This is a genomic window from Xanthomonas sp. NCPPB 2250, from assembly GCF_056725265.1.
The window spans coordinates 2,377,860-2,398,455 of sequence record NZ_CM161520.1 but is presented as its reverse complement, the minus strand read 5'-3'; the positions used below and the strand labels follow the sequence as shown (position 1 = coordinate 2,398,455).

Annotated in this window: 18 protein-coding genes; 7 read left to right on the top strand and 11 right to left on the bottom strand. The window is 68.2% G+C overall.

The window, feature by feature from the left end:
- Positions 1-98: 98 nt before the first annotated feature.
- Positions 99-2,474, top strand: coding sequence for a phosphoenolpyruvate synthase (gene ppsA, locus AC1PMG_RS10065; RefSeq protein WP_481111511.1), 2,376 nt, complete (start codon positions 99-101; stop codon positions 2,472-2,474).
- Positions 2,475-2,479: 5 nt separating this feature from the next.
- A complete protein-coding gene (locus AC1PMG_RS10060) occupies positions 2,480-3,430 on the top strand; it encodes a mechanosensitive ion channel family protein (RefSeq protein WP_481111649.1) in 951 nt (316 codons plus the stop codon).
- A gap of 100 nt (positions 3,431-3,530) precedes the next feature.
- Here the strand turns inward: AC1PMG_RS10060 and orn are convergent, their stop codons facing one another.
- From orn to mntR, 3 genes are all read right to left on the bottom strand, one after another.
- On the bottom strand, positions 3,531-4,103 hold the full coding sequence (gene orn, locus AC1PMG_RS10055; RefSeq protein WP_017909493.1) for an oligoribonuclease: 573 nt from the start codon (positions 4,101-4,103) through the stop codon (positions 3,531-3,533).
- A 100-nt stretch (positions 4,104-4,203) separates the two neighbouring features.
- Positions 4,204-4,704: a tRNA adenosine(34) deaminase TadA gene (gene tadA / locus AC1PMG_RS10050; protein ID WP_342071901.1), complete on the bottom strand. Its 501-nt coding sequence runs from the start codon at positions 4,702-4,704 to the stop codon at positions 4,204-4,206.
- The gene (gene mntR, locus AC1PMG_RS10045) at positions 4,701-5,165 is read right to left on the bottom strand and encodes a manganese-binding transcriptional regulator MntR (protein ID WP_267087214.1); all 465 of its coding nucleotides are present in this window, start codon (positions 5,163-5,165) and stop codon (positions 4,701-4,703) included. Before mntR ends, tadA begins: the two co-directional genes overlap by 4 nt.
- Before the next feature lie 147 nt (positions 5,166-5,312).
- Between mntR and AC1PMG_RS10040 the strand changes: the two genes are divergently transcribed.
- Positions 5,313-6,662: an Nramp family divalent metal transporter gene (locus tag AC1PMG_RS10040; RefSeq protein ID WP_481111510.1), complete on the top strand. Its 1,350-nt coding sequence runs from the start codon at positions 5,313-5,315 to the stop codon at positions 6,660-6,662.
- A gap of 77 nt (positions 6,663-6,739) precedes the next feature.
- On the opposite strand, the gene AC1PMG_RS10035 is transcribed toward AC1PMG_RS10040, so the two are convergent.
- From AC1PMG_RS10035 to AC1PMG_RS10025, 3 genes are all read right to left on the bottom strand, one after another.
- Positions 6,740-7,105 (bottom strand): nuclear transport factor 2 family protein, encoded by a 366-nt coding sequence (locus tag AC1PMG_RS10035; RefSeq protein ID WP_481111509.1) that lies wholly within the window; start codon positions 7,103-7,105, stop codon positions 6,740-6,742.
- Positions 7,106-7,330: 225 nt separating this feature from the next.
- Complete coding sequence (locus tag AC1PMG_RS10030; protein ID WP_481111508.1) at positions 7,331-7,783, bottom strand: VOC family protein; 453 nt, start codon at positions 7,781-7,783, stop codon at positions 7,331-7,333.
- A gap of 81 nt (positions 7,784-7,864) precedes the next feature.
- Positions 7,865-8,686 carry a helix-turn-helix domain-containing protein gene (locus AC1PMG_RS10025; RefSeq protein ID WP_481111507.1) on the bottom strand — a complete coding sequence of 274 codons (822 nt, stop codon included), beginning with the start codon at positions 8,684-8,686 and terminating at the stop codon, positions 7,865-7,867.
- A 561-nt stretch (positions 8,687-9,247) separates the two neighbouring features.
- Between AC1PMG_RS10025 and AC1PMG_RS10020 the strand changes: the two genes are divergently transcribed.
- Positions 9,248-10,765 carry an MASE1 domain-containing protein gene (locus AC1PMG_RS10020; RefSeq protein ID WP_481111506.1) on the top strand — a complete coding sequence of 506 codons (1,518 nt, stop codon included), beginning with the start codon at positions 9,248-9,250 and terminating at the stop codon, positions 10,763-10,765.
- Here AC1PMG_RS10020 and AC1PMG_RS10015 read toward each other — a convergent pair.
- The 3 genes from AC1PMG_RS10015 to AC1PMG_RS10005 form a co-directional block, all read right to left on the bottom strand.
- A complete protein-coding gene (locus tag AC1PMG_RS10015; RefSeq protein ID WP_017917148.1) occupies positions 10,749-11,168 on the bottom strand; it encodes a hypothetical protein in 420 nt (139 codons plus the stop codon). The genes AC1PMG_RS10020 and AC1PMG_RS10015 overlap by 17 nt on opposite strands.
- A gap of 859 nt (positions 11,169-12,027) precedes the next feature.
- The gene (locus AC1PMG_RS10010) at positions 12,028-13,035 is read right to left on the bottom strand and encodes an alpha/beta hydrolase (protein ID WP_481111505.1); all 1,008 of its coding nucleotides are present in this window, start codon (positions 13,033-13,035) and stop codon (positions 12,028-12,030) included.
- 275 nt (positions 13,036-13,310) lie between these two features.
- Complete coding sequence (locus AC1PMG_RS10005; RefSeq protein WP_481111504.1) at positions 13,311-14,201, bottom strand: LysR family transcriptional regulator; 891 nt, start codon at positions 14,199-14,201, stop codon at positions 13,311-13,313.
- A gap of 107 nt (positions 14,202-14,308) precedes the next feature.
- Between AC1PMG_RS10005 and AC1PMG_RS10000 the strand changes: the two genes are divergently transcribed.
- Both AC1PMG_RS10000 and AC1PMG_RS09995 read left to right on the top strand, forming a co-directional pair.
- Positions 14,309-15,880 (top strand): proton-conducting transporter transmembrane domain-containing protein, encoded by a 1,572-nt coding sequence (locus AC1PMG_RS10000; RefSeq protein ID WP_481111503.1) that lies wholly within the window; start codon positions 14,309-14,311, stop codon positions 15,878-15,880.
- A gap of 24 nt (positions 15,881-15,904) precedes the next feature.
- Complete coding sequence (locus tag AC1PMG_RS09995) at positions 15,905-18,340, top strand: YbcC family protein (RefSeq protein WP_481111502.1); 2,436 nt, start codon at positions 15,905-15,907, stop codon at positions 18,338-18,340.
- Positions 18,341-18,460: 120 nt separating this feature from the next.
- On the opposite strand, the gene AC1PMG_RS09990 is transcribed toward AC1PMG_RS09995, so the two are convergent.
- On the bottom strand, positions 18,461-19,243 hold the full coding sequence (locus AC1PMG_RS09990) for an SDR family oxidoreductase (protein WP_342071911.1): 783 nt from the start codon (positions 19,241-19,243) through the stop codon (positions 18,461-18,463).
- Positions 19,240-19,566, bottom strand: a complete 327-nt coding sequence (locus AC1PMG_RS09985; protein ID WP_481111501.1) for a nuclear transport factor 2 family protein — start codon at positions 19,564-19,566, stop codon at positions 19,240-19,242. The genes AC1PMG_RS09990 and AC1PMG_RS09985 overlap by 4 nt, the downstream gene beginning before the upstream one ends.
- 99 nt (positions 19,567-19,665) lie before the next feature.
- On the opposite strand from AC1PMG_RS09985, the gene AC1PMG_RS09980 reads away from it, so the two are divergent.
- Positions 19,666-20,592 (top strand): LysR family transcriptional regulator, encoded by a 927-nt coding sequence (locus AC1PMG_RS09980; protein ID WP_481111500.1) that lies wholly within the window; start codon positions 19,666-19,668, stop codon positions 20,590-20,592.
- Positions 20,593-20,596 lie beyond the last annotated feature (4 nt).

Sequence of the window (20,596 nt, the reverse complement as noted above, 5' to 3'; positions counted from 1 at the left end):
TGTGCCGGCTCGGGTGCGCACTGCATCATATCGGCTTCTTCCCTCACGGACGCGGCCATTCAGCCCGCCTCGGGCGATGGCCTAACGGAGCATCGCGCTTGAACGAGAACATCCTGTGGTTGCATGAGCTGCGCCTGGCCGACCTGGCTCGCGTCGGTGGCAAGAATTCCTCCCTTGGCGAAATGATCGGCAACCTGGCAGGGCTCGGCGTGTCGGTGCCCGGCGGCTTCGCCACCACGGCCGAGGCGTTCAAGGCCTTCGTTGCCCACAACGATCTGTACCAGCGCATCTTCGACAAGCTGGCCACGCTGGACGTGGAAGACGTGGGCGCGCTCACCGCCGCCGGCAAGGAAATCCGCGGCTGGGTGATCGATGCGCCGCTGCAGCCGGAGCTGGACCAAGCGATCCGCGAGGCCTACGCGCAGCTGTGCAGCGAGAATGGCGGTGGCGACATCGCGGTCGCGGTACGTTCCTCGGCGACCGCCGAAGACCTGCCCGACGCCAGCTTCGCCGGCCAGCAGGAGACCTTCCTCAACGTGACCGGCGCCGACGACGTGGTGCACAAGGTCAAGGAAGTCTTCGCCAGCCTCTACAACGATCGCGCCATCGCCTACCGCGTGCACCACGGCTTCAAGCACGAGGACGTGTTCCTCTCGGCCGGCGTGCAGCTGATGGTGCGCTCCGGCGTCGGCGCCTCCGGCGTGCTGTTCACCCTGGACACCGAGTCGGGCTTCCGCGACGTGGTGTTCGTTACCTCGAGCTTCGGCCTCGGCGAAATGGTCGTGCAGGGCGCGGTCAATCCCGACGAGTTCTACGTCTACAAGCCCACCCTCAAGGCCGGCAAGCCGGCGATCCTGCGCCGCTCGCTGGGCAGCAAGCTGATCCGCATGGTGTATTCGGACGTGCCGGGCGAGCGCGTGCGTATCGAGGACACTCCGGCAGAACTGCGCAACACCTTCTCGATCAGCGACGAGGACGTGCAGGAACTGGCCAAGCAGGCGCTGGTGATCGAGCAGCACTACCAGCGGCCGATGGACATCGAGTGGGCGAAGGACGGCGTCAGCGGCAAGCTGTTCATCGTGCAGGCGCGCCCGGAGACGGTGAAGTCGCGCGGCCACGCCACCCAGATCGAACGCTTCGCGCTGCAGCAGCGCGGCGAGGTGATCGCCGAAGGCCGTGCGATCGGCCAGAAGATCGGCGCCGGCGTCGCCCGCGTGGTGCGCAGCCTGGAAGACATGAACCGGGTGCAGCCCGGCGACGTGCTGGTCGCGGACATGACCGATCCCGATTGGGAGCCGGTGATGAAGCGCGCCTCGGCGATCGTCACCAACCGCGGCGGCCGCACCTGCCACGCGGCGATCATCGCCCGCGAGCTGGGCGTGCCGGCCGTGGTCGGCACCGGCAACGCGATGGAGCTGGTCGAGGACGGCAAGGAAGTCACGGTGAGCTGTGCCGAAGGCGACACCGGCTACATCTATGGCGAGCGCCTGCCGTTCGAGCGCACCACCACGGACCTGGGCAACATGCCGCCGGCGCCGCTGAAGATCATGATGAACGTGGCCAACCCGGAGCGCGCGTTCGACTTCGGCCAGTTGCCCAACGCCGGCATCGGCCTGGCGCGCCTGGAGATGATCATCGCCGCGCACATCGGCATCCATCCCAACGCGCTGCTGGAATACGCCAAGCAGGACGCGGCGACCAAGAAGAAGATCGACGCGAAGATCGCCGGTTACGCGGACCCGGTGAGCTTCTACGTCAACCGCCTGGCCGAAGGCATCGCCACGCTGACCGCGTCGGTGGCGCCGCACCCGGTGATCGTGCGCCTGTCGGACTTCAAGTCCAACGAGTACGCCAACCTGATCGGCGGCAGCAACTACGAACCGCACGAAGAGAACCCGATGATCGGCTTCCGCGGCGCCAGCCGCTACGTCGATCCGAGCTTCGCCGCCGCGTTCGCGCTGGAATGCAAGGCCGTGCTCAAGGTCCGCAACGAGATGGGCCTGGACAACATGTGGGTCATGATCCCGTTCGTGCGCACCCTCGAGGAAGGCCGCAAGGTCGTCGAGGTGCTGGCAAGCAACGGCCTGCGCCAGGGTGAGAACGGCCTGAAGATCATCATGATGTGCGAGGTGCCGTCGAACGCGCTGCTGGCCGAGGAGTTCCTGGAGATCTTCGACGGCTTCTCGATCGGTTCCAACGACCTGACCCAGCTCACCCTGGGCCTGGACCGCGACTCCTCGATCGTGGCGCACCTGTTCGACGAGCGCAATCCGGCGGTCAAGAAGATGCTGTCGATGGCGATCAAGGCCGCGCGTGCCAAGGGCAAGTACGTGGGCATCTGCGGCCAGGGTCCGTCGGATCACCCGGACCTGGCCGAGTGGCTGATGCAGGAAGGCATCGAGTCGGTGTCGCTGAATCCCGACACCGTGGTCGACACCTGGCTGCGCCTGGCCAAGCTCAAGAGCAAGGGGTGATGCCGATGCAGTCGTGGCTGACGGCACTGACGGCGGCCACGACCGCTGCACCGGCGACGCGGGCGGCGCGCCCGTTCGACTGGCGGACGCTGGACTGGGCGCAGTACGCGCTCAACTGGGGCGTGGCGATCCTGATCCTGGTGGTCGGGATGTGGATCGCCAAGCGCCTGAGCGAATGGCTGCGCAGCGCCCTGCTGCGCGCACGGGTGGAAGCCACGCTCAGCAATTTCCTGCGCAACGTCGCCTATGCGTTGATGCTGGTGCTGGTGCTGGTCACCGCGCTGCAGAAGATCGGCGTGCCGCCGACCTCGCTGTTCGCCGTGCTCGGCGCCGCCGGCCTGGCGGTGGGCCTGGCGCTGAAGGACTCGCTGTCCAACATCGCCTCCGGGGTGATGCTGATCGTGCTGCGGCCGATGCGCGACGGCGACCACGTGGTGGTGGCCGGCCAGGAAGGCGTGGTCGACGAGATCCGGATCTTCCAGACCCGCATCCGCACCTTCGACGAGCGCATGGTGACCCTGCCCAACAGCACCATCACCACCGCGCCGATCGTCAACTACAGCACCCTGCCCAACCGGCGCCTGGAGATCACCGTCGGCGTCGGCTACGGCGACGACCTGAAGAAGGCGCAGGACCTGTTGCTGAAGATCGCGCAGGACAATCCGAACATCCTGAAGACGCCCGCCCCGTTCGTGCAGGTCACCAACCTCGGCGAGAGCACGGTGGACCTGATGCTGTTCGGCTACGCCAAGAACAGCGATTTCGGCGCGGCCAAGAGCAGCACGCTGGAGCAGATCCGCAACCAGTTGCTGGAGAACGGGCTGAGCATTCCGTATCCGCAGCGCGACCTGCACGTGTACCACCACGATGCCGACGGGCGCCCGATCGCGGAATTGTTGACCAAGGGCGTCACCGACGACGGCGAGACCAAGCCGGGACCGCCGCTGGCGCGCTGAGCGGCGGCGTCAGCACCTGCATTCCCTGCGCGACTGTATCCCCGCCCGACGATCGTCGGGCGGCCTGCCGCATGCTCTCTGACAGCGTCCGGATCGCGGATCAGCCCTCGCCCTGCCCGCCCAACGTGCCCATGAACGGACGGTAGTAACGCAGTTCGTCGATGGAATCGTGCACGTCGCTGAGCGCGGTGTGCGAGGAGGTCTTGGTCAGGCCGGCCGACACCGTCGGCGCCCAGCGCCGCGCCAGTTCCTTCAGCGTCGACACGTCCAGGTTGCGGTAGTGGAAGAACCGCTCCAGCCGCGGCATCTGCCGGTGCAGGAAACGCCGGTCCTGGCAGATCGAGTTGCCGCACATCGGCGAAGTGCCGGGCTTGCACCACTGGGTCAGGAACGCCATGGTCTCGGCCTCGGCCTGGGCCAGCGTGACCTGGCTGTCGAGCACGCGCTGCCACAGGCCCGAGTGGCGATGCTGGTTGCGGTTCCACTCGTCCATCGCCTCCAGCGTCTGCAGCGGATGGGCAATGGCGAACTCCGGGCCTTCGGCGAGCACGTTGAGCTGCGCGTCGGTCACCACCGTGGCGATTTCGATGATCGAATCGCGATCGGTATCCAAGCCGGTCATTTCCAGATCGATCCAGATCAGCCGATCGTTCGCCACGTGCGCTTGCGCCATATCACCGTCCTGTCGTTCGCGGCGGCGAGGCCGGCGCGGAAGTGTCGTATCAGGCTTCAATGATACCGCGCGGCCTGCGCGACCGGCAGGGGCTGGCCGCTCACGCGCCCAGCGGCGGCTTGCCGCGCTTGGCGCGGAAATAGTTGGTCAGGCGCGTGCTGGCCTCTGTCGCCAGCACCCCGCCGCGGACCTGCACGCGGTGGTTGTGGCGCGGATCGGCGAGCAGGTCGAACACGCTGCCGCAGGCGCCGGTCTTGGGATCGGTGGCGGCATAGACCAGCTCCGCCACCCGCGCATGCACCACCGCCATCGCGCACATCGCGCACGGCTCCAGGGTGACGTACAGGCGGCTGCCGACCAGGCGGTGATTGCCGATCCGGCGGCCGGCCTGGCGCAGCGCGACGATCTCGGCGTGCGCGCTGGGGTCGTGTTCGGCGATGTTGAGGTTCCAGCCCTCGCCCAGCACCTCGTCCTCGGCCGAGACCAGCACCGCGCCGACCGGGATCTCGTCGAACTCGCGCTCGGCACGCTCGGCCAGGGCCAGGGCGTGGCGCATCCAATGCGCATCGCGCGCCCGTTGCGCGTCGTCGCCGGCGTTCATCGCGACGCGTTGTGCTTGCGCACGAACTCAGCGAACACCGCCAGCGTCGCTTCGCTGACGTGGTGCTCGATGCCCTCGGCATCGCGGCGTGCGGTGTCGGCGTCGATGCCCAGCGCCAGCAGGAACTGCTCCACGGTCTGGTGGCGCTGCCGGCTGGCGGCGGCCAGCGCCTCGCCCTCGGCGGTCAGGAACACGCCGCGGTAGGGCCGCTGCACCACCCAGCCACCCTTGACCAGGCGCTTGAGCATCTTGGCCACGGTCGGCTGGGCCACGCCCAGGCGCGCGGCGATATCCACCTGCCGCGCTTCGCCACCGTCGGCCAGCAGGTCGGAAATCAACTCCACGTAGTCCTCGATCAGCTCCAGGCGGTGCGCCTCGCGCACCTGGCGGAAGCTTTCGACCTGCACTTCGGCGTCGAGCAGCACCGCCGGCGGCGCCATCGACTTCCCGCTTTTCTGCATCGCAACGCCCTTGTCCTGTGCCGGCGCCCGCCGGCCACCCGCCTATTCTGGCCGAATCCGGGCTATCGCAGCGATCTGAATTGCCAATGCTAATTCATATAGCACCTGCTATATACTCGTTTGCACCCCGCCCCACCTGTCATTGCCATGGCCGCCCCCCTGCCCCTGCCGAGTTCCGCTGCCGCGCACGCCAGCCGTGGCGAGGCGCGTCCCAGCCTGGGCGCGATGCATGCGAGCGTGGCCGTGCCGCGCAGCGGCCTGGGCTGGCGCCGCTTCCTGGCCTTCCTCGGCCCCGGTTACATGGTCTCGGTCGGCTACATGGATCCGGGCAACTGGGCGACCGACATCGCCGGCGGTTCGCACTTCGGCTACCTGCTGCTGTCGGTGATCCTGCTGTCCAACCTGATGGCGATCGTGCTGCAGGGCCTGGCCGCGCGTCTGGGCATCGCCACCGGCCTGGATCTGGCCCAGGCCTGCCGTGCGCACTACTCCAAGCCGGTGAACTTCCTGTTGTGGCTGGCCTGCGAAGCGGCCATCGTCGCCTGCGACCTGGCCGAAGTGATCGGCACGGCGATCGCGCTGAAGCTGCTGTTCGGCATCCCGCTCACCGCCGGCGCGATCATCACCTCGATCGACGCGCTGCTGGTGCTGTTCCTGATGCGCCGCGGCTTCCGCGCGCTGGAAGCGTTCGTGATCGCCCTACTGACGGTGATCTTCGCCTGCTTCCTGGTGCAGATCGTGCTGGCCGCGCCGCCGCTGCGCGAGGTGCTGTCAGGCTTCATCCCGCGTGCGCAGGTGGTGACCGATCCGGCCGCGCTGTACCTGGCGATCGGCATCATCGGCGCCACGGTGATGCCGCACAACCTGTACCTGCACTCCTCGATCGTGCAGACCCGCGCCTACGAGCGCACCGACCAGGGCCGCCGCTCGGCGCTGCGCTGGGCGCTGGCCGACAGCACCATCGCGCTGAGCCTGGCGCTGTTCGTCAACGCCGCGATCCTGATCCTGGCCGCCGCGGTGTTCCATGCGCACGGCCGCACCGACGTGCAGGAGATCGAACAGGCCCACGAACTGCTGGCGCCGATGCTCGGCGTCGGCCTGGCCTCGACCCTGTTCGCGGTGGCGCTGCTGGCCTCCGGCATCAATTCCACCGTCACCGCCACGCTGGCCGGGCAGATCGTGATGGAAGGCTTTCTGCACCTGCGCCTGCCGCCGTGGGCGCGGCGCCTGCTGACCCGCGGCCTGGCGATCGTGCCGGTGGTCGCGGTGACCTCGCTGTACGGCGAACAGGGCAACGCCAGGCTGCTGGTGCTGAGCCAGGTGGTGCTGTCGATGCAGTTGCCGTTCGCGGTGATCCCGCTGGTGCGCTTCGTCACCGACAAGCAGCGGATGGGACCACTGGTGGTGCGCCGCGGGCTGGCCTGGCTGGCCTGGGCGATCGCCGCGCTGATCGTGGTGCTCAATCTGAAGCTGCTGGCGGACACCTTGCTGCACTGAGCGATCCCGCCGCCGACGCCGTGCGGAGACGCGGGATGGCCGCGCTGCGAACGGACATCCGAGGCGCATGCGCGTCGCTAGCCGTCCTGGGCCGCAGACAGCGGAACCACGTACGCCTCCAGTTCCGCCATCCGCCCATCGCGAAACCGCCAGACGTCGCAGTAGGAGAACAGCGCCGTCCCGGCGTCGCCAGTATCGAGCGTGATCTGGCCGAGGGCCACGACGTGGCCGTCGCCGATGATGTACTTGCGAACGTCGAATTGCGGCGGCTGCCGGTAGGCCTCGGCCATCCACTCCCTGACCGCCTGCTTGCCCCGCAATGTGCGCTCGCCGATGAAGCGCCAGGTCGTATCTTCGGTGCAATGGGCGAGAAAGCCTTCGTAATCGCCTGCGGCGATGGCGGCGTTCGCGGCCTGCAGGACATGCTGGTTCGCCTCGGTCATCGGATGGCCTCCTCTGGCTGGGAACTGTCGAGATGGCGCCAACCTAGCGTCGCCTGTGTCGCGCCTGCGTACACGCGTCAGCGGCTCGCCGTGCGAGCGACCGACGACGCACGCAAGCGTTGCAACGACCCGATACAGACGTCTCGCACATCGGCAGTGACGGCGAAACCCGAGTTCCTGCCGGCGCGCACCGGCATGCACGGGCGCTGACGATCTCGCGCCCTCTCAGGTTGTCGGTGCTTTCGCGAACAGCGCCGTATAACGCCGCTGCATCTCCTCCGGCGTCACCGACTCGATCGCGTGGCCGATCAGCCAGCGGTGGCCGAAGGGATCGCGTACGGTGCCGGAGCGTTCGCCGTAGAAGTGGTCCTGCATGCCGCGCTCGAGCGTGCCGCCGGCGGCGAGCGCGCGGGCGACCAGCGCGTCGGCATCGTCCACATGCAGGTGCAGCGTGACCGGCGTGGCGCCAAGGTGTTCGGGGCTGCGTACGCCCATGTCCGGATACTCCTCCGACAGCATCAGGATGTGGCCATCCAGATCCACCTCGGCATGGCCGATCCGTCCATCGGGCTCGGTAAGGCGGAACAGTTCGCGCGCACCGAACGCGCGGGCGTAGAACGCCATCGCGGCGGCGGCGTCGCGCACGCACAGATAGGCATACAGTTCGTGGATCGCCATGGCATGTCCTCGTGTGGGCCAGGCGCCCATTGTGGAACCCTGGGTGCGCCGCGTCTTGCAGGAAATTGACCTGCGCCGCGATCAGCGCGGTACATGCCGGGGAGCGGCGGGATCGGCCGCCCGACGCCAGGCGGACGGGGTGACACCGGCCACGCTGCGGAAGGTGTTGGTCAGGTGCGCCTGGTCGGCGAAGCCGCTGGCGGCGGCGATCTCGGCCCAGCCCAGCGAGCGGTCGCACGCTAGGTCCAGCGTGTGCGAGAAGCGTTGCAGCCGCAGCCAGGCGTTCGGTGCGAGACCGGTCGCCTGCCGGAACATGGCGATGCAATGCCGATGGCTGAGCCCGCTGGCGCGCACCAGGGTCTCCACGCGCAAGTCCGGGTGCCAGGCACCGGAAAGCAGCACGCGCAGGGCCGGATGCCGCACCGGCGGACGGCCACCGGCGCGGTCGATCAGCCACCGTTCGAAGGCCGCCAGGCGTGCCGGCGCCTCGGCGCATGCGTGCAACCGCTCCAGCAGCGCATCGACCTCGCCGGCAGGCAGCAGCAGTTCCAGCGGCGTGTGATGCCCGGCCAACGCGGATTCGGGCACGCCGAGCAGCACGCTGGTGGCGCCTGGACGCAACATCGCACCGACCGAGACCGCTGGCTGCGTGACATCGCGCACGTGATACGCCGTGCGCACCCCACCCACCACCGCGTGGCCGAGGCAATGGCCGCGCAGGTCGGCCGCGTGGTCGAACACCCGCAACGGCGCACCGCCGATCCGCACGGCGAGGTGCGTGGCACCGGTCGGCAGCACGTGCTCGCGCGCAGGCAGCCGCACGGCCGCCGACACCGGTGCGGGCTCGTGCGCCCACACCGCTGTCACCAGACCGCGCAATGCGGAAACGGGAGGTCGATGCATGGACGCCATGGCGCGATGCTACGCCTGCCACCGGCCCCGTCGGTAGTCCGCCCGACGACACGCCTCCGCCGTCACTCCCGACCCGATGATCGGGCGCTGTCGCACAGGCTCGGCCACACGTCGCCGGCATCGACCCGATCCGGTCGCGCAGAAGTATCGGACGCCCTCGGAATGCCCCGCGGCACACCTGCGGCCATCATGCTGCATCCGTCATGGCAGGACGTCCCAGGTTTGCTGGCGCACATCCTTGCTCTGCTGTCGCGCTCACCTTCGAGGAGCGCATGGCCATGCATCACCGTACCAGCCATGTTCGCGTGGCTCGACATCGAAGCGGTGGAAGACATGCTGCCGCCTGCACGAGCGACGCGCAGGAGCACACAGGCACTACTGCAGGTGCCAGCCTTTCCGGCTCGCGAATCCGGGGCGAAAGAACACCCGGCATTCGCCTGCATCCGTCGCGCACTTGCGACGCATCTCACACTGTCGTCGACACCCCCAACTGTCTACCCTCGCCGCCGATCCGGCTTATACAGTAGCCGCGACACACCACGGATGGCGGGAATGGCCGCGGCAAGAGATATCGCCAAAGGCGTTCTACTGAGCGCCACCTACTGCGCCACGTTCCTGCTGGCCTGGCGGTGTTCCGTGGACCAGTGGTATCTGCCGGCCGGCGTGCGCGTCGCCAGCCTGCTGTTCCTGCCCGCACGGCGCTGGCCGTGGCTGCTGGCCGGCGATGCCGCTGCGCTGCTGACATTACGCATTCCCATGAGCGAGACCTGGGGCGCGAGTGCCATCTGGACATACCTGAGTCCGTTCCTGCTGATGCCCGCCGTGTCGCTGTTGCCGGTCCTGGCGCGTCAGCGAGTGCCTGACCTGGCACGCAACGATCACTGGCTGCTGCCGCTGACGCTGGCGACCGCGTTGTGGAGCACGCTCTGCAACATCGCGATCAACACCGCGCTGGGCGGCCCCGCCGGGCCGGCGCCGCTCGATGTGCTGCTGCGCTACTGGCTTGGCGACTACCTGGGCACCCTGATGTTCGTGCTGCCGGCGTTGCTGTGGCTGCGCCGGGACGAACCCACGCGACTGCAGGCCTCGCTGTTGCGCGAGGGGCTGGCGTCGATCGCCGTGGTCGTCGTGCTGTCGGCGTCCATCGCCGTGGCCGGCGACGCGCTGCTGCGGCAGTTGCTGATGGTCCTGCTGGTGGTCCCGGCGATCGTACTGACGCTTCGCCATGGCTGGCGAGGCGCGGCGCTCGGCGTGGTCATGGCGAACGTTGCGGTGGCCCTGTCCATGCCCAAGGTCGTCGCACCGGGCATGCACGATGCCGATGCGTTCGTGGTGCAGATCCTGCTCGCCGCCACCGCCACGGTGATGTTCGCGTTCGGATCACGGATCTCCGCCGCCTATCGGCACATGCGCGACGACGGACGCCTGCGCGAACAGGCGCTGGCCTTCGCACAGGCCGGCTACCTCTCCGCCGAACGCACGCTGCGCCGACGGGTGGTCGACTACACCGACCTCAGCACCCAGATCAACAAGCTGCGCCGCGATGTGGTGGAGGATCTGCGCGCACGCGGACATTACGCCGCGGCCATGCAGATGACCCGCACCGGCGTGATCCAGGCGCAGTTGCTGGACGAATACGTCACCGCGCTCTACCCGCTCGGCATCGAGACGCACGGCCTGTACCACACGCTGCACTCGCCGACCTTCGCCAACCTGTGCGCCACGGAGTTCCGCTGCCGCCTGCATGGCGACCCGCGACGCCTGTCGCTGGGCCTGCAACTGGTCGCCTATCGCTGCATCCTCGACGCCCTCGAGACGCTGCCCGTCGCCCACACCCACCTGCTGCAGGCGCGGGTATGGCGTGCACGGGGGCGACAGGGCATCGCCATCCGCATCACCGCCGATGCGGCGATGCTGAGCGCGTTGCGGCGCCGTCCGGAAGCGCCCGAGCGGGAACTGGCGGTCCGCCTGCAGGCGCATGGCGGCACCTGCCGGCGCCGCCATGCGTTGAGCTTCAGCTTTCTGGTGTCCGAAAGCCCGGCCTCCAGCAGCCTCACTCCACCGCCGTGACCTCCCACGCGTCACCGCGTGCATCCGAGCGCAGGCGCACCACCACATCGGCCGTCCGGTAGATCACGCGCGACGGCATCGCAGGCGATGCCGTCAACGAGACCCGCCCCACGTCGCTGCCCATCGGCAGCACCCACAAGGTCTTGCCGATGCGGCCGACCGCGGCACGGACCACGCCGCTGGCGTCGTTGATCTGCAGGTAGTTCACGCCATCGCGCGAGAACTCATAGACGCGCCAGGCCGAATCCGTCGCGAGATTCAGCGCCTTGGGCACGCTTTCGCCCAGGCCCTTGCCCACAACCCCATGCCCTCCGGAGGGGCAGCAGGACTGCGCCTGCGCCTGAAATGACAGCGCCAACCCCGCCGCGACCACGATTGCCAAGCCCTTCGCCTTCGTTTCCATTGCATCGATCCTTTCCCACCCGGGGAATTCCGCCTGCATCTCAGGCGGGATCAAGGTACGTGGTACGGACGCGGAAGCGGTAAACACCGCCATGGACGCGGTACGAGGCAACTGCGGCCAATGCGCAGACCGGCTCTCTGGCGCTGCCTGTTCACCTCCAGCAGTTCCACCGCGACACTGGCAGGCAACCGTTCCCGCAGCACCGCAATCCGTCATCGCCCTCCACACATGCGTGCATTGCTGTCCGCAACTGCCTTGGCCGTCGCGCTTTCCGGCAACGCAAAGGCTGAACCTGCGAGCCGGCGGATGAGCTGGACGTGATTTCCAGGAGCTACGCAAAGAATCCTGGCGTCGAGCAACGGAAGCCGCGCGCTGCCTGCAACTCAGACAGGTCCTCGCACGGCCGCAGAGGGAGGCATCCTAATCGCGCTATGCTGATCGCCTGGACAGCGCGTACTGGGACGATGGCCCGAGGGCCTCCAGCTCGTGCTGGGCCTGACGCAGGGCCCGTGCCCGCCATCCGCGCGTTGCCCACCGTCCATGGAAACATCCCAGTGGAGTTCACCCTGGTGTCCGACAAGACGTTGCACCAGATCGCTGCGATCCTGAGGGCGAACCACAATCGGTTGCGCGAACAGGTGACGGGCCTGCAGGGCACCGGCGTCGCCGAAGTGCATGCCGCGATCGTGTTGCATGTCGTCGCATCCCCGGGGAACAGCCCGCCTACGAAGCGGACAAACAGCATCTCAGCGCACAGCTCGGCGGGCCCGTCGTGTTCGAATGCCTGCCAGGCCCGATGGCGTCCGCGCCGCCATGCCGCGGTGCAGTGCGAGGCGGCAGCCTCCGACGGCTATCGGGGTCACGGCTGCTCGCCCAGACCTTTGTTCCAGTGCGTCCGGGCGAATCGGGAAACCTCGTCGGCCAACTCGCTGTCCTCGGGCGTATTGCCCATGAACCCGCCATGCGGCATCGCTTCGAAGACATGCAGTTCGGCAGCGACGCCAGACCTGCGCAAGGCGCGGTGCATGCGCACCGTGTTGGACAGGAACAGGTCACGGGTACCCGATTGCAGAAACGTCGGAGGCAGACCGGCCAGATCGCCGAACAAGGGCGAAAGAAAGGGATGCGACAGGTCGGCTCCGTCGGCGTAGAGCTGATTGTTTCGCATCAGCGAGCCCGGCAGCACGACGTCGACCATCTGGTTGACCTGGAAGCTGTCGCCGGACTCGGTCAGATCGACTTCCGGCGAAAGCAGGATCAAGGCGGCGGGCATCGCAAGCCCCTCGTCTTTTGCGCGCAGCAGCATGGCGACGGCCACATTGCCACCGGCCGATCGGCCACCCACGATGATATGCGAGGCCGCGTGGTGCTGTAGTACATGGCGGTACGCCGCCATGGCATCGTCCAACGCCGCCGGATACGGATGTTCGGGCGGCAACCGGTAATCGACGCCGTAGCACGGCACGCCATGCTGCTCCGCCTGCATCCTGGCCTGGACGCGGCAAGCCTCGCCGCCACCGAACACCAGCGCACCACCATGAAAATCCAGATAGGCGCAGTCCTGCATCGAGAGGGTATCCGGGATCGCGACATGGATGGTCGCATCACCGACACGAATCGTCTCCGCGCTCGCGCGCAGCCTCCCGTCCACACCGCCGAGGGAGGCCGCATAGTGCGCATCCGCCGCCGCCTTGACCTTCATCCATCCGGCGCGGTCGTGCGGCAATGGCATCGTGTAGCTGGCGTTCCGAGGAATGCCATCCGCATCCACCATGCGCTCCAGGTTCGCGCGCGCCTCAGGGCTGATCGACGACGGGAAGGGAATCAGGCGTGCCGGCGCGCGGACCCCATGGGGATAGTCACTCATTGTGGTTCCGAGACCTTCTTGTTCCGAGGGGCGCGGGTCGGTCCTGCAAGCGAGCCGACTCCCGATCGAAGCCGATGATCGCGGCCTACCGGACCGATCGATTCGTCATTGTGCAAGCCTACTCAACCGCAGCGCTCATGTCGTCTGCAACATCAACTGGCACATGCACATCGGTGACGGTCTGGCGGTGGAGCACGCCTGCTTCTGCACCAGCGCCGCAGCCCTGCAGAAGACACCGCAACAGCGCTGCGTCATTCCCGGCGCCGCCGCGTGCGCTAGACGTCGCCTCGTACCGCCGCAGGCTGCAGCAGCAGCCGCACCAACGGATTCGGGAAACGCCGCGACATGGTGACGGCGTGGAAGGTCTCCACGATGTCCGGCAATTGATCGCCTTCCACCAGCACGCCCGCGGCGATCTCGTCCTTGACCACGATCGGCGGGAGCACGGCCAGGCCGATGTCCTCGCGCGCCAGCAGGCGCATCATCGCCATGTCCTCCACTTCCGCCACGATCTGCGGTCGCACGCCCAGGCGGTCGGCCAGGGCGTCGAAACCCGCGCGCACGCTGTTGTCCACCGTCGGCAGGATGATGGGGTGGTGGCGCAGGCGATCGGCGACGCTGGCGGCATGACCCAACCGGTCCGGTGTGCCCACCAGGCTGACCGGGCGCTCGGCGAGCCGATGGGTCACGAACGGAGTCAGCGCATCGGTGGCGGGCGCTTGGTTGAGCAGGACCACGTCGAGGTTGAGCGCCTCCAGCGCCCGCAACAGTTCGCCGGCGCTGCCCGAACGCAGGATCAGGTCGATGTCCGTGCGACCGAGCAGCGGCCGCAGGAACTCCAGCTGGAAGTTGCGCGACAGCGTGGCCAGCGAGCCGACCCGCAGCGCCTGCCGGGCGGCGCCGGTCTGCCGCAGCGTGCCCAGCAGTTCGTCGCCGGTGGCGAAGATCGCGTCGGCATGGTCGAGCACGATCTGCCCGGCCTCGGTCAGGTGCAACTGCCGCCCGCGCCGCTCGAACAGCGCATGGCCCAGGCGCTCCTCCAGCTTGCGGATCTGCACCGACAAGGCCGACTGCGTGAGGTTGAGCCGCTCGGCGGTGCGGGTCAGGTTGCCGTCGTGGGCCACGGCCCAGAAGTAACGCAGGTGGTTGTAGTTCAAAACGGCCATCGTTCGATAATAACGAACGATATCGTGAAAACAATCAATTTTTGTTCGACCCCGCCGATCGCTATCGTGGCGCCGCCCGCCACTGCGCTCGATCCAAGGGGATTGCCTTGTCGCTCTATCTGCTGCCGCTGTCCGCCCCGCTCTTGCTGCTTCTCGCCGCCTTATGCGGCTTCGTTCGCAGTGGCCGACGTCCCCGCGGGGTCCCGGTCCTTGCGGAAGGCGCCGCGCTCGGCGCACTGCTCGTCGCCTTCGCCTCGCTGGCGCTGCTGATCGCCCGCGGCGCCGGTGGCAGCGCATCGATCGGATGGAGCGGCATCGGCCTGTCGGTCCGGCTCGATGCGGTGAGCACGACGATGCTGCTCCTGGTCGCCTTCGTCGGCTGGATCGTGGTGCGCTACACCCGCACCTACCTTGCTGGCGAGGCGCGGCAGGGCTATTTCACCGGCTGGCTGTGCGTTGCGCTCGCTGCGGTGCTGCTGCTGGTGCAGGCCGGCAACCTGGTCCAGGTCGTGGTGGCCTGGATCGCGACCAGCATCGCGCTCAATCGGCTGCTGCTGTTCTATCCCCAGCGTGTGGCGGCGCAGCGCGCCGCGCGCAAGAAGCGCCTGTTCTCCAGCATCGGCGCCATCGCCCTGATCTCCGCAACGCTGCTTGTCTGGAAGAGCCTGGGCACCACCGACATCGCCACCATCAACACGCTGGCGCGGAACGGCCAGCATGGCTGGGCTCTTACCGCGGCGGCCGCTCTGCTGGCGCTGGCCGCGGTGCTGAAATCGGCGCAATTCCCGACCCATGGCTGGCTCACCGAGATGATGGAGGCGCCCACGCCGGTGTCGGCGCTGCTGCATGCCGGCGTGGTCAACGGCGGCGGCTTCCTGCTGATCCGCTTCGCCGACCTGATGCTGGCGGCCCCCGGCGTACTCGCCGCGCTGGCCATGCTGGGCGGGTTCACCGCGCTGTTCGGTGCGCTGGTGATGCTGACCCAACCCGCGGTCAAGACCTCGCTGGCCTGGTCCACGGTCGCGCAGATGGGCTTCATGATCCTGCAGTGCGGGCTTGCGCTGTTCCCGCTGGCGCTGCTGCACATCGTCGCGCACTCGCTCTACAAGGCGCATGCCTTCCTGGCCTCCGGCGGCGCCGTCGAGCAGGTGGCGTCCATTCGCCGGCCCGGGCCGGTCGCGGTGCCCGATGGGGCGGCGGTGTGCCGCGCCTTCCTGATCGCGCTGGCGATCTATGTCGGGATCGGCGCCGCCTTCGGGTTCGCCTTCGGCTTCGGGCACAAGTCGCCGCAGGCGCTGGCCCTGGGCGCCATCCTGATCTTCGGTGTCGCCTATCTGCTGGCCCAGGGCCTGGCCGATGCCGCGCCGCGCCCGCTTACCCGAAAGACCGCGCTCTACGCCAGCGCCGCCGCGGTCGGCTACTTCGCCCTGCAGACCGCCGCCGAATGGCTGACCACCGGGGTGCTGCCGGCGACGCCGGCGCCGGGCCGTCTGGAGTGGACGCTGATGGCGCTGGCGGTGCTGAGCTTCGGCCTGGTGGCGGTGGCGCAGGCGCTGTTCCCGCTGTGGGCGACACACCCGGCCGCCGCCGGGCTGCGCGTGCATCTCGCCAATGGCCTGTATGCCAACGCCACGCTCGACCGTCTGCTCGGCGGCTGGTCCGTCCGCAAGACCGCGTGACTCCTTAACCGCCAGGACACCCCCATGCTGATGACCGCGACCAACGTACCGTCCTTGTCTCACGAGCTGATCATCGCCGCCGCCGAGCGTGCGGCACGGGCCATTCCCCCGCTGTGGCCGCTCGCCTCGAGCGTGGCGGTCAACCCCTTCCTCGGCCAGACCGGCGAACCGCTGCCGATCGCGGCGGCACGGCTGCGGCGCGCGGCCGGCATCGCCCTGACCATGCCGCGCGCCTGGTATGCGGAGCGGCTGCAGTCCGGCGAGATCGACGAGGCGGATCTGCAGGCGGCCTGGCACAACGCGCCGACGGCGCTGCGCCCGCCGACGGTGTCCGCGCTCGAACTCGCCGTCGATGCCATGCGCCCTGCCCCGCAGGCAATTCCGACCGTTGCCGATTTGGCCCGCGACGTTTCGGCGATCGACTGGCAGGGTATCGTCGACGAGCGCATCGGGCATTGGGCCGCCAGCTACTTCGACCAGGGCCAGGCGCTGTGGGTCGCCGGGCAGTCAGGCGGCGCCTACAACGCATGGCGCCTCGTCGCGACCCACGATCTGACGCCGGAAATCGCCGGGCTCACCCGATTCGCACAGCAGGTGGCGGACGCGCCAGCGACTGCCGAAGAGGCGATCGTCGAGGGGGTCGCCCGCCTCGGCCTCTCGCCCGAGGCGCTGGACGGCTATTTCCACCGACTGCTGACCACGCTGGGCGGCTGGAGCCAGGTCGCCCGCTATCGGCTCTGGCAAGCGGAGCTGAGCGGCGGAACCGATGCCTGCGTCACCGATCTGCTCGCCATCCGCATCAGTTGGGAAGCCGCCCTGCTGGGCAAGTTCGGTGCGGCGATCGCGCCCGCGTGGCGAACCGCCATCGCCGCTTACGCCATGCCGGTGGCGGCGACTTCGGACGACGTCGTCGACAGCATCCTGCAGGAAGCGGCCGAACGGGCTGCGCAGCGGCGGCTCGGCAGCGTGCTTGCAGCGCCCGCCCCGGCCCCGGTCGCCCCTGCCCGGATGACATTGCAGATGGCCTTCTGCATCGACGTGCGCTCGGAAGTGTTCCGCCGCGCACTGGAAAGCCTCGATGCGGGCATCCAAACGCTCGGATTCGCCGGCTTCTTCGGGCTGGGCATCGGCCATCGGCGCTTCGCTTCGGACGTGGTCGAGGCGCGCCTTCCGGTGCTGCTGACGCCGGGGGTGCACACCTGCGCGGGAGCGGCCACCTCGTCGGTGACCGAGGCGGACCTCGCCGCGCGGATCGCGGCGCGTGCGAAGCGCGCCTGGGGCCGCTTCAAGCTGGCCGCCATCTCCTCGTTCGCCTTCGTCGAGGCCACCGGTCCGATCTACGTCGCCAAGCTGCTGCGCGATGGATTGGGACTGACGCGGCACTCAGTGCCGAACGATCCCGCGCCGCACCCGGCCGAGGCGCTCGACCTCGACACGCGGCTGACCATGGCCACGCGCATCCTCAAGGCGATGTCGCTCACCAGCGGCTTCGCCCGGCTGGTGGTAATCGCCGGCCATGGCGCAAACGTCGTCAACAACCCGCATGCCAGCGCCTTGCACTGCGGTGCCTGCGGCGGCTACTCGGGCGAAGTGAATGCGCGGCTGCTCGCTGCGCTGCTCAACGACCTGGACGTGCGCGCCGGGCTCGCCGAGCGCGGCATCGTCATCCCCGCAGACACGTTGTTCGTCGGCGCATTGCACGACACCACGACCGATGCGGTCACGCTCTACAGTGCCGACCATCCCGCGCCCACGCATGCCGCCGATCTCGAGCAGGCGGCGCGTTGGCTGCACTCCGCCGGCGCGCTGGCGCGCGGCGAGCGCGCCCTGCGCCTGCCGCGCGCGCAGCACAGCCAGGACATCGCGCACCGCGCCCGCGACTGGGCCGAACTGCGCCCCGAGTGGGCACTGGCCGGCTGCCAGGCCTTCATCGCCGCGCCGCGCTCGCGCACGGCAGGACGCGACCTGGCGGGACGCACCTTCCTCCACGACTACGACTGGCGCCGCGACGAGGGCTTCGGCGTGCTGGAGCTGATCCTGACCGCCCCGGTCGTGGTCGCCAGCTGGATCAGCCTGCAGTACTACGGCTCGACCGTCGCACCCGAGGTCTTCGGCGCGGGCAACAAGCTGCTGCACAACGTCACCGGCGGCATCGGCGTGGTCGAGGGCAACGGCGGCCTGCTGCGCGGCGGACTGCCGTGGCAGTCGGTGCACGACGGCGAACGGCTGATCCACGAACCGCTGCGGCTTTCGGTGCTGATCGAGGCGCCGACCGAGGCGATCAGCAACATCCTCGAACGCCACCCGCAGGTCCGCGCGCTGTTCGACAATCGGTGGCTGCATCTGTTCGCGCTGGACGACGAAGGGCGCATGGCGTCGCGCTACACCGGCGAGTTGCGCTGGGAGCACAACGCCAGCGAGGCGCGCGCCGCTAGCGCCCCCTCGCACTCGCTCGCGTAACGCTGGGTGTCCTCCATCCTGCACCCCCTAACGCGAGCGCATCCGTGTCAAGCGGCTAAGCCATCGCGCGAAAGCTCGGGACCAACAATCCGCGAACACTCAGCCGGTGGCAGCCGTCGGCTACAGCGTGGGGACGGTGCCGCCGTCGATCCGGTACTCGGCCCCTGCGATCGAAGCAGACCGCGGAGACGCCAGGAAAGCGATCAAGTCGGCCACCTCGAGTGGCTTGGCAGGTCGGCCCACTGGAATGCCTCCGAGACGATCCATCACGAGGCGCTTGCCGCCTTCGTCATCCGTTCCGGCCGCTTCGGCCATTCGCTGCACAAACGCCACGGACGCCTCGGTCTCGATCCAACCAGGCGCAACGCTCAGCACGCGAACTCCCTTCGGCGTGACCTCTCTCGCCAGCGACTTGCTGTAGGTGGTGAGAGCTGCCTTGGCAGCGGCGTATGCGGTCGTGGATTCGGGCAGAGGCAGCACGCGCTGGATGGAGCTGACGTGGATGATGACGCCTGCACCCTGAGCCAACATCGCCGGCAGCAGTGCGCGATCCAGGCGTACGGCCGGCATCAAGTTCAGGTTCAACTCGGCGAACCAGTGCGCATCGCTGATCGCAGCGAAACCGCCAGCGGGCGTGCTCGAGCCGCCGAGTACGTTGATCAAGATGTCGACGCCGCCCCAGTCCTGCAAGACACGTTGTGCGAGGTGATTCGTCCCTTCCGCGGTCGCCAGATCGGCAGCAATGTAGTCGACGCCCGTTACCCGCTGCGCTGGCAAGGTGCGCGCAGATGTCGTCACCCTTGCGCCGGCCTCGGCAAGGGTGGTCACGACGGCGGCGCCAAGGCCCAGCGTGCCGCCGGTGACCAGGGCCCGCAGGCCGCTCAGCTGTAGGTCGAAGTTCATGCCGTCACCTCCAGCGCTGCGATCAGGCCGTGTTCCAGGCGGAAGCGATAGGACAGCACGACCGGGCTGCCAGGGAAGTTGCCGGCGACGTTGGCGCGGACGCAGTGAATGCCGTTGTCCTGCTCGACGGCGAACGGCTCGCTCGTCGCGCCGAACTTGGCCGACGCCTCGGCCATGAAGGTCTTGATGGCGTCGATTCCGATATAGGTGCGACCGTCGTCCTGGAAGACCGCATGCGCGGCAAAGCAATGCGTCAAGGCGTCGGGGGTGTGTTCGGCCGCGAAGTACGCAGCAATCGGCTCGGGAAGGGGCAAGGTATCCATGGTGTCGGCTCAGGGGGCGGTGAGGCCTCAGGATGCGCGCCGCCTTGAGTTCAGTGAATGCCTTAGAATCCGGATGGGTTATGTAGGAATCGCCACATAATGCGTGGATCCGACTTCGCCGAACTGAAGGCCTTCGTGGCGGTGGTGGAGCGCCGGAGCTTTGCCCGTGCCGCAGAGCAGCTCGGCCTGTCGCCGTCGGCACTCAGCCAGACCATCCGGCAGCTCGAAGGGCGCATCGGCGCGCGCCTGTTGAATCGCACAACGCGCAGCGTGGCGCCATCGGCCAGTGGCGAACTGCTCTACGGGCGCATCGCTCCGTTGTTCCGCGAGATGGCCGCTGCGGTCGCTGAAGCCAGTGAGGCGACAGGCCAGATGAAAGGCACGCTTCGCATCAACACGCTGGGAATCGCCGCGAGAACCATCATTGCGCCCAGGCTCTCCCGCTTTCATCAAGCACACCCCGAGGTGGTGCTCGACATCGTGGTCGACGACGCGTTGGCGGACATCGTCGTCGGCCGCTTCGACGCTGGCATCCGCGTGGGCGGGCAGCTCGAAAAAGACATGGTCGCCGTCCGCCTCACGCCGGACTTGAAGATGGTTGCGGTGGCGTCACCGGACTATCTTGCGCGTCGCGGAACACCCCAATCACCGGCCGAGTTGCATGAGCATGCGTGCATCAACTGGCGGCTCCAGATGGACGGCCGGCAATATCGGTGGGAGTTCAAGAAACGCGGGCAACGCCACGAAGTGGCGGTGGACGGCCCCATCGTCACCAATCATGCCGACATCGGCATTGCCGCGGCACTGAATGGACTAGGCATCGCCTACCACTTCGAGCGCGATGGCGTGGGCGAGCTTTTGGCCCAGGGACGGCTGGTCCAGGTCCTGTCGGACTGGACGATCTCGCGCCCTGGCCTGTTCCTCTATTACCCGAACCGGCAGCATCGACCGGCGCTGCTCGGTGCATTCATCGACTGTCTGTTGGATCGAGAACCGTTCGATCGGCCATCAGGTCGGGCCGGTTGACTGA

Bases quoted from the DNA above. Each gene is read 5' to 3' on its own strand.
- orn (WP_017909493.1), bottom strand. From the start codon at position 4,103: ATGGCGCAAGCGCACGTGGCGAACGATCGGCTGATCTGGATCGATCTG.
- AC1PMG_RS10060 (WP_481111649.1), top strand. From the start codon at position 2,480: ATGCAGTCGTGGCTGACGGCACTGACGGCGGCCACGACCGCTGCACCG.
- AC1PMG_RS09995 (WP_481111502.1), top strand. From the start codon at position 15,905: ATGCTGATGACCGCGACCAACGTACCGTCCTTGTCTCACGAGCTGATC.
- AC1PMG_RS10030 (WP_481111508.1), bottom strand. From the start codon at position 7,783: ATGGCGATCCACGAACTGTATGCCTATCTGTGCGTGCGCGACGCCGCC.
- AC1PMG_RS10040 (WP_481111510.1), top strand. From the start codon at position 5,313: ATGGCCGCCCCCCTGCCCCTGCCGAGTTCCGCTGCCGCGCACGCCAGC.
- mntR (WP_267087214.1), bottom strand. From the start codon at position 5,165: ATGCAGAAAAGCGGGAAGTCGATGGCGCCGCCGGCGGTGCTGCTCGAC.
- AC1PMG_RS10005 (WP_481111504.1), bottom strand. From the start codon at position 14,201: ATGGCCGTTTTGAACTACAACCACCTGCGTTACTTCTGGGCCGTGGCC.
- AC1PMG_RS10025 (WP_481111507.1), bottom strand. From the start codon at position 8,686: ATGCATCGACCTCCCGTTTCCGCATTGCGCGGTCTGGTGACAGCGGTG.
- AC1PMG_RS10015 (WP_017917148.1), bottom strand. From the start codon at position 11,168: ATGGAAACGAAGGCGAAGGGCTTGGCAATCGTGGTCGCGGCGGGGTTG.
- AC1PMG_RS09990 (WP_342071911.1), bottom strand. From the start codon at position 19,243: ATGAACTTCGACCTACAGCTGAGCGGCCTGCGGGCCCTGGTCACCGGC.
- tadA (WP_342071901.1), bottom strand. From the start codon at position 4,704: ATGAACGCCGGCGACGACGCGCAACGGGCGCGCGATGCGCATTGGATG.
- AC1PMG_RS09980 (WP_481111500.1), top strand. From the start codon at position 19,666: ATGCGTGGATCCGACTTCGCCGAACTGAAGGCCTTCGTGGCGGTGGTG.
- AC1PMG_RS10035 (WP_481111509.1), bottom strand. From the start codon at position 7,105: ATGACCGAGGCGAACCAGCATGTCCTGCAGGCCGCGAACGCCGCCATC.
- AC1PMG_RS10020 (WP_481111506.1), top strand. From the start codon at position 9,248: ATGGCCGCGGCAAGAGATATCGCCAAAGGCGTTCTACTGAGCGCCACC.
- AC1PMG_RS09985 (WP_481111501.1), bottom strand. From the start codon at position 19,566: ATGGATACCTTGCCCCTTCCCGAGCCGATTGCTGCGTACTTCGCGGCC.
- AC1PMG_RS10010 (WP_481111505.1), bottom strand. From the start codon at position 13,035: ATGAGTGACTATCCCCATGGGGTCCGCGCGCCGGCACGCCTGATTCCC.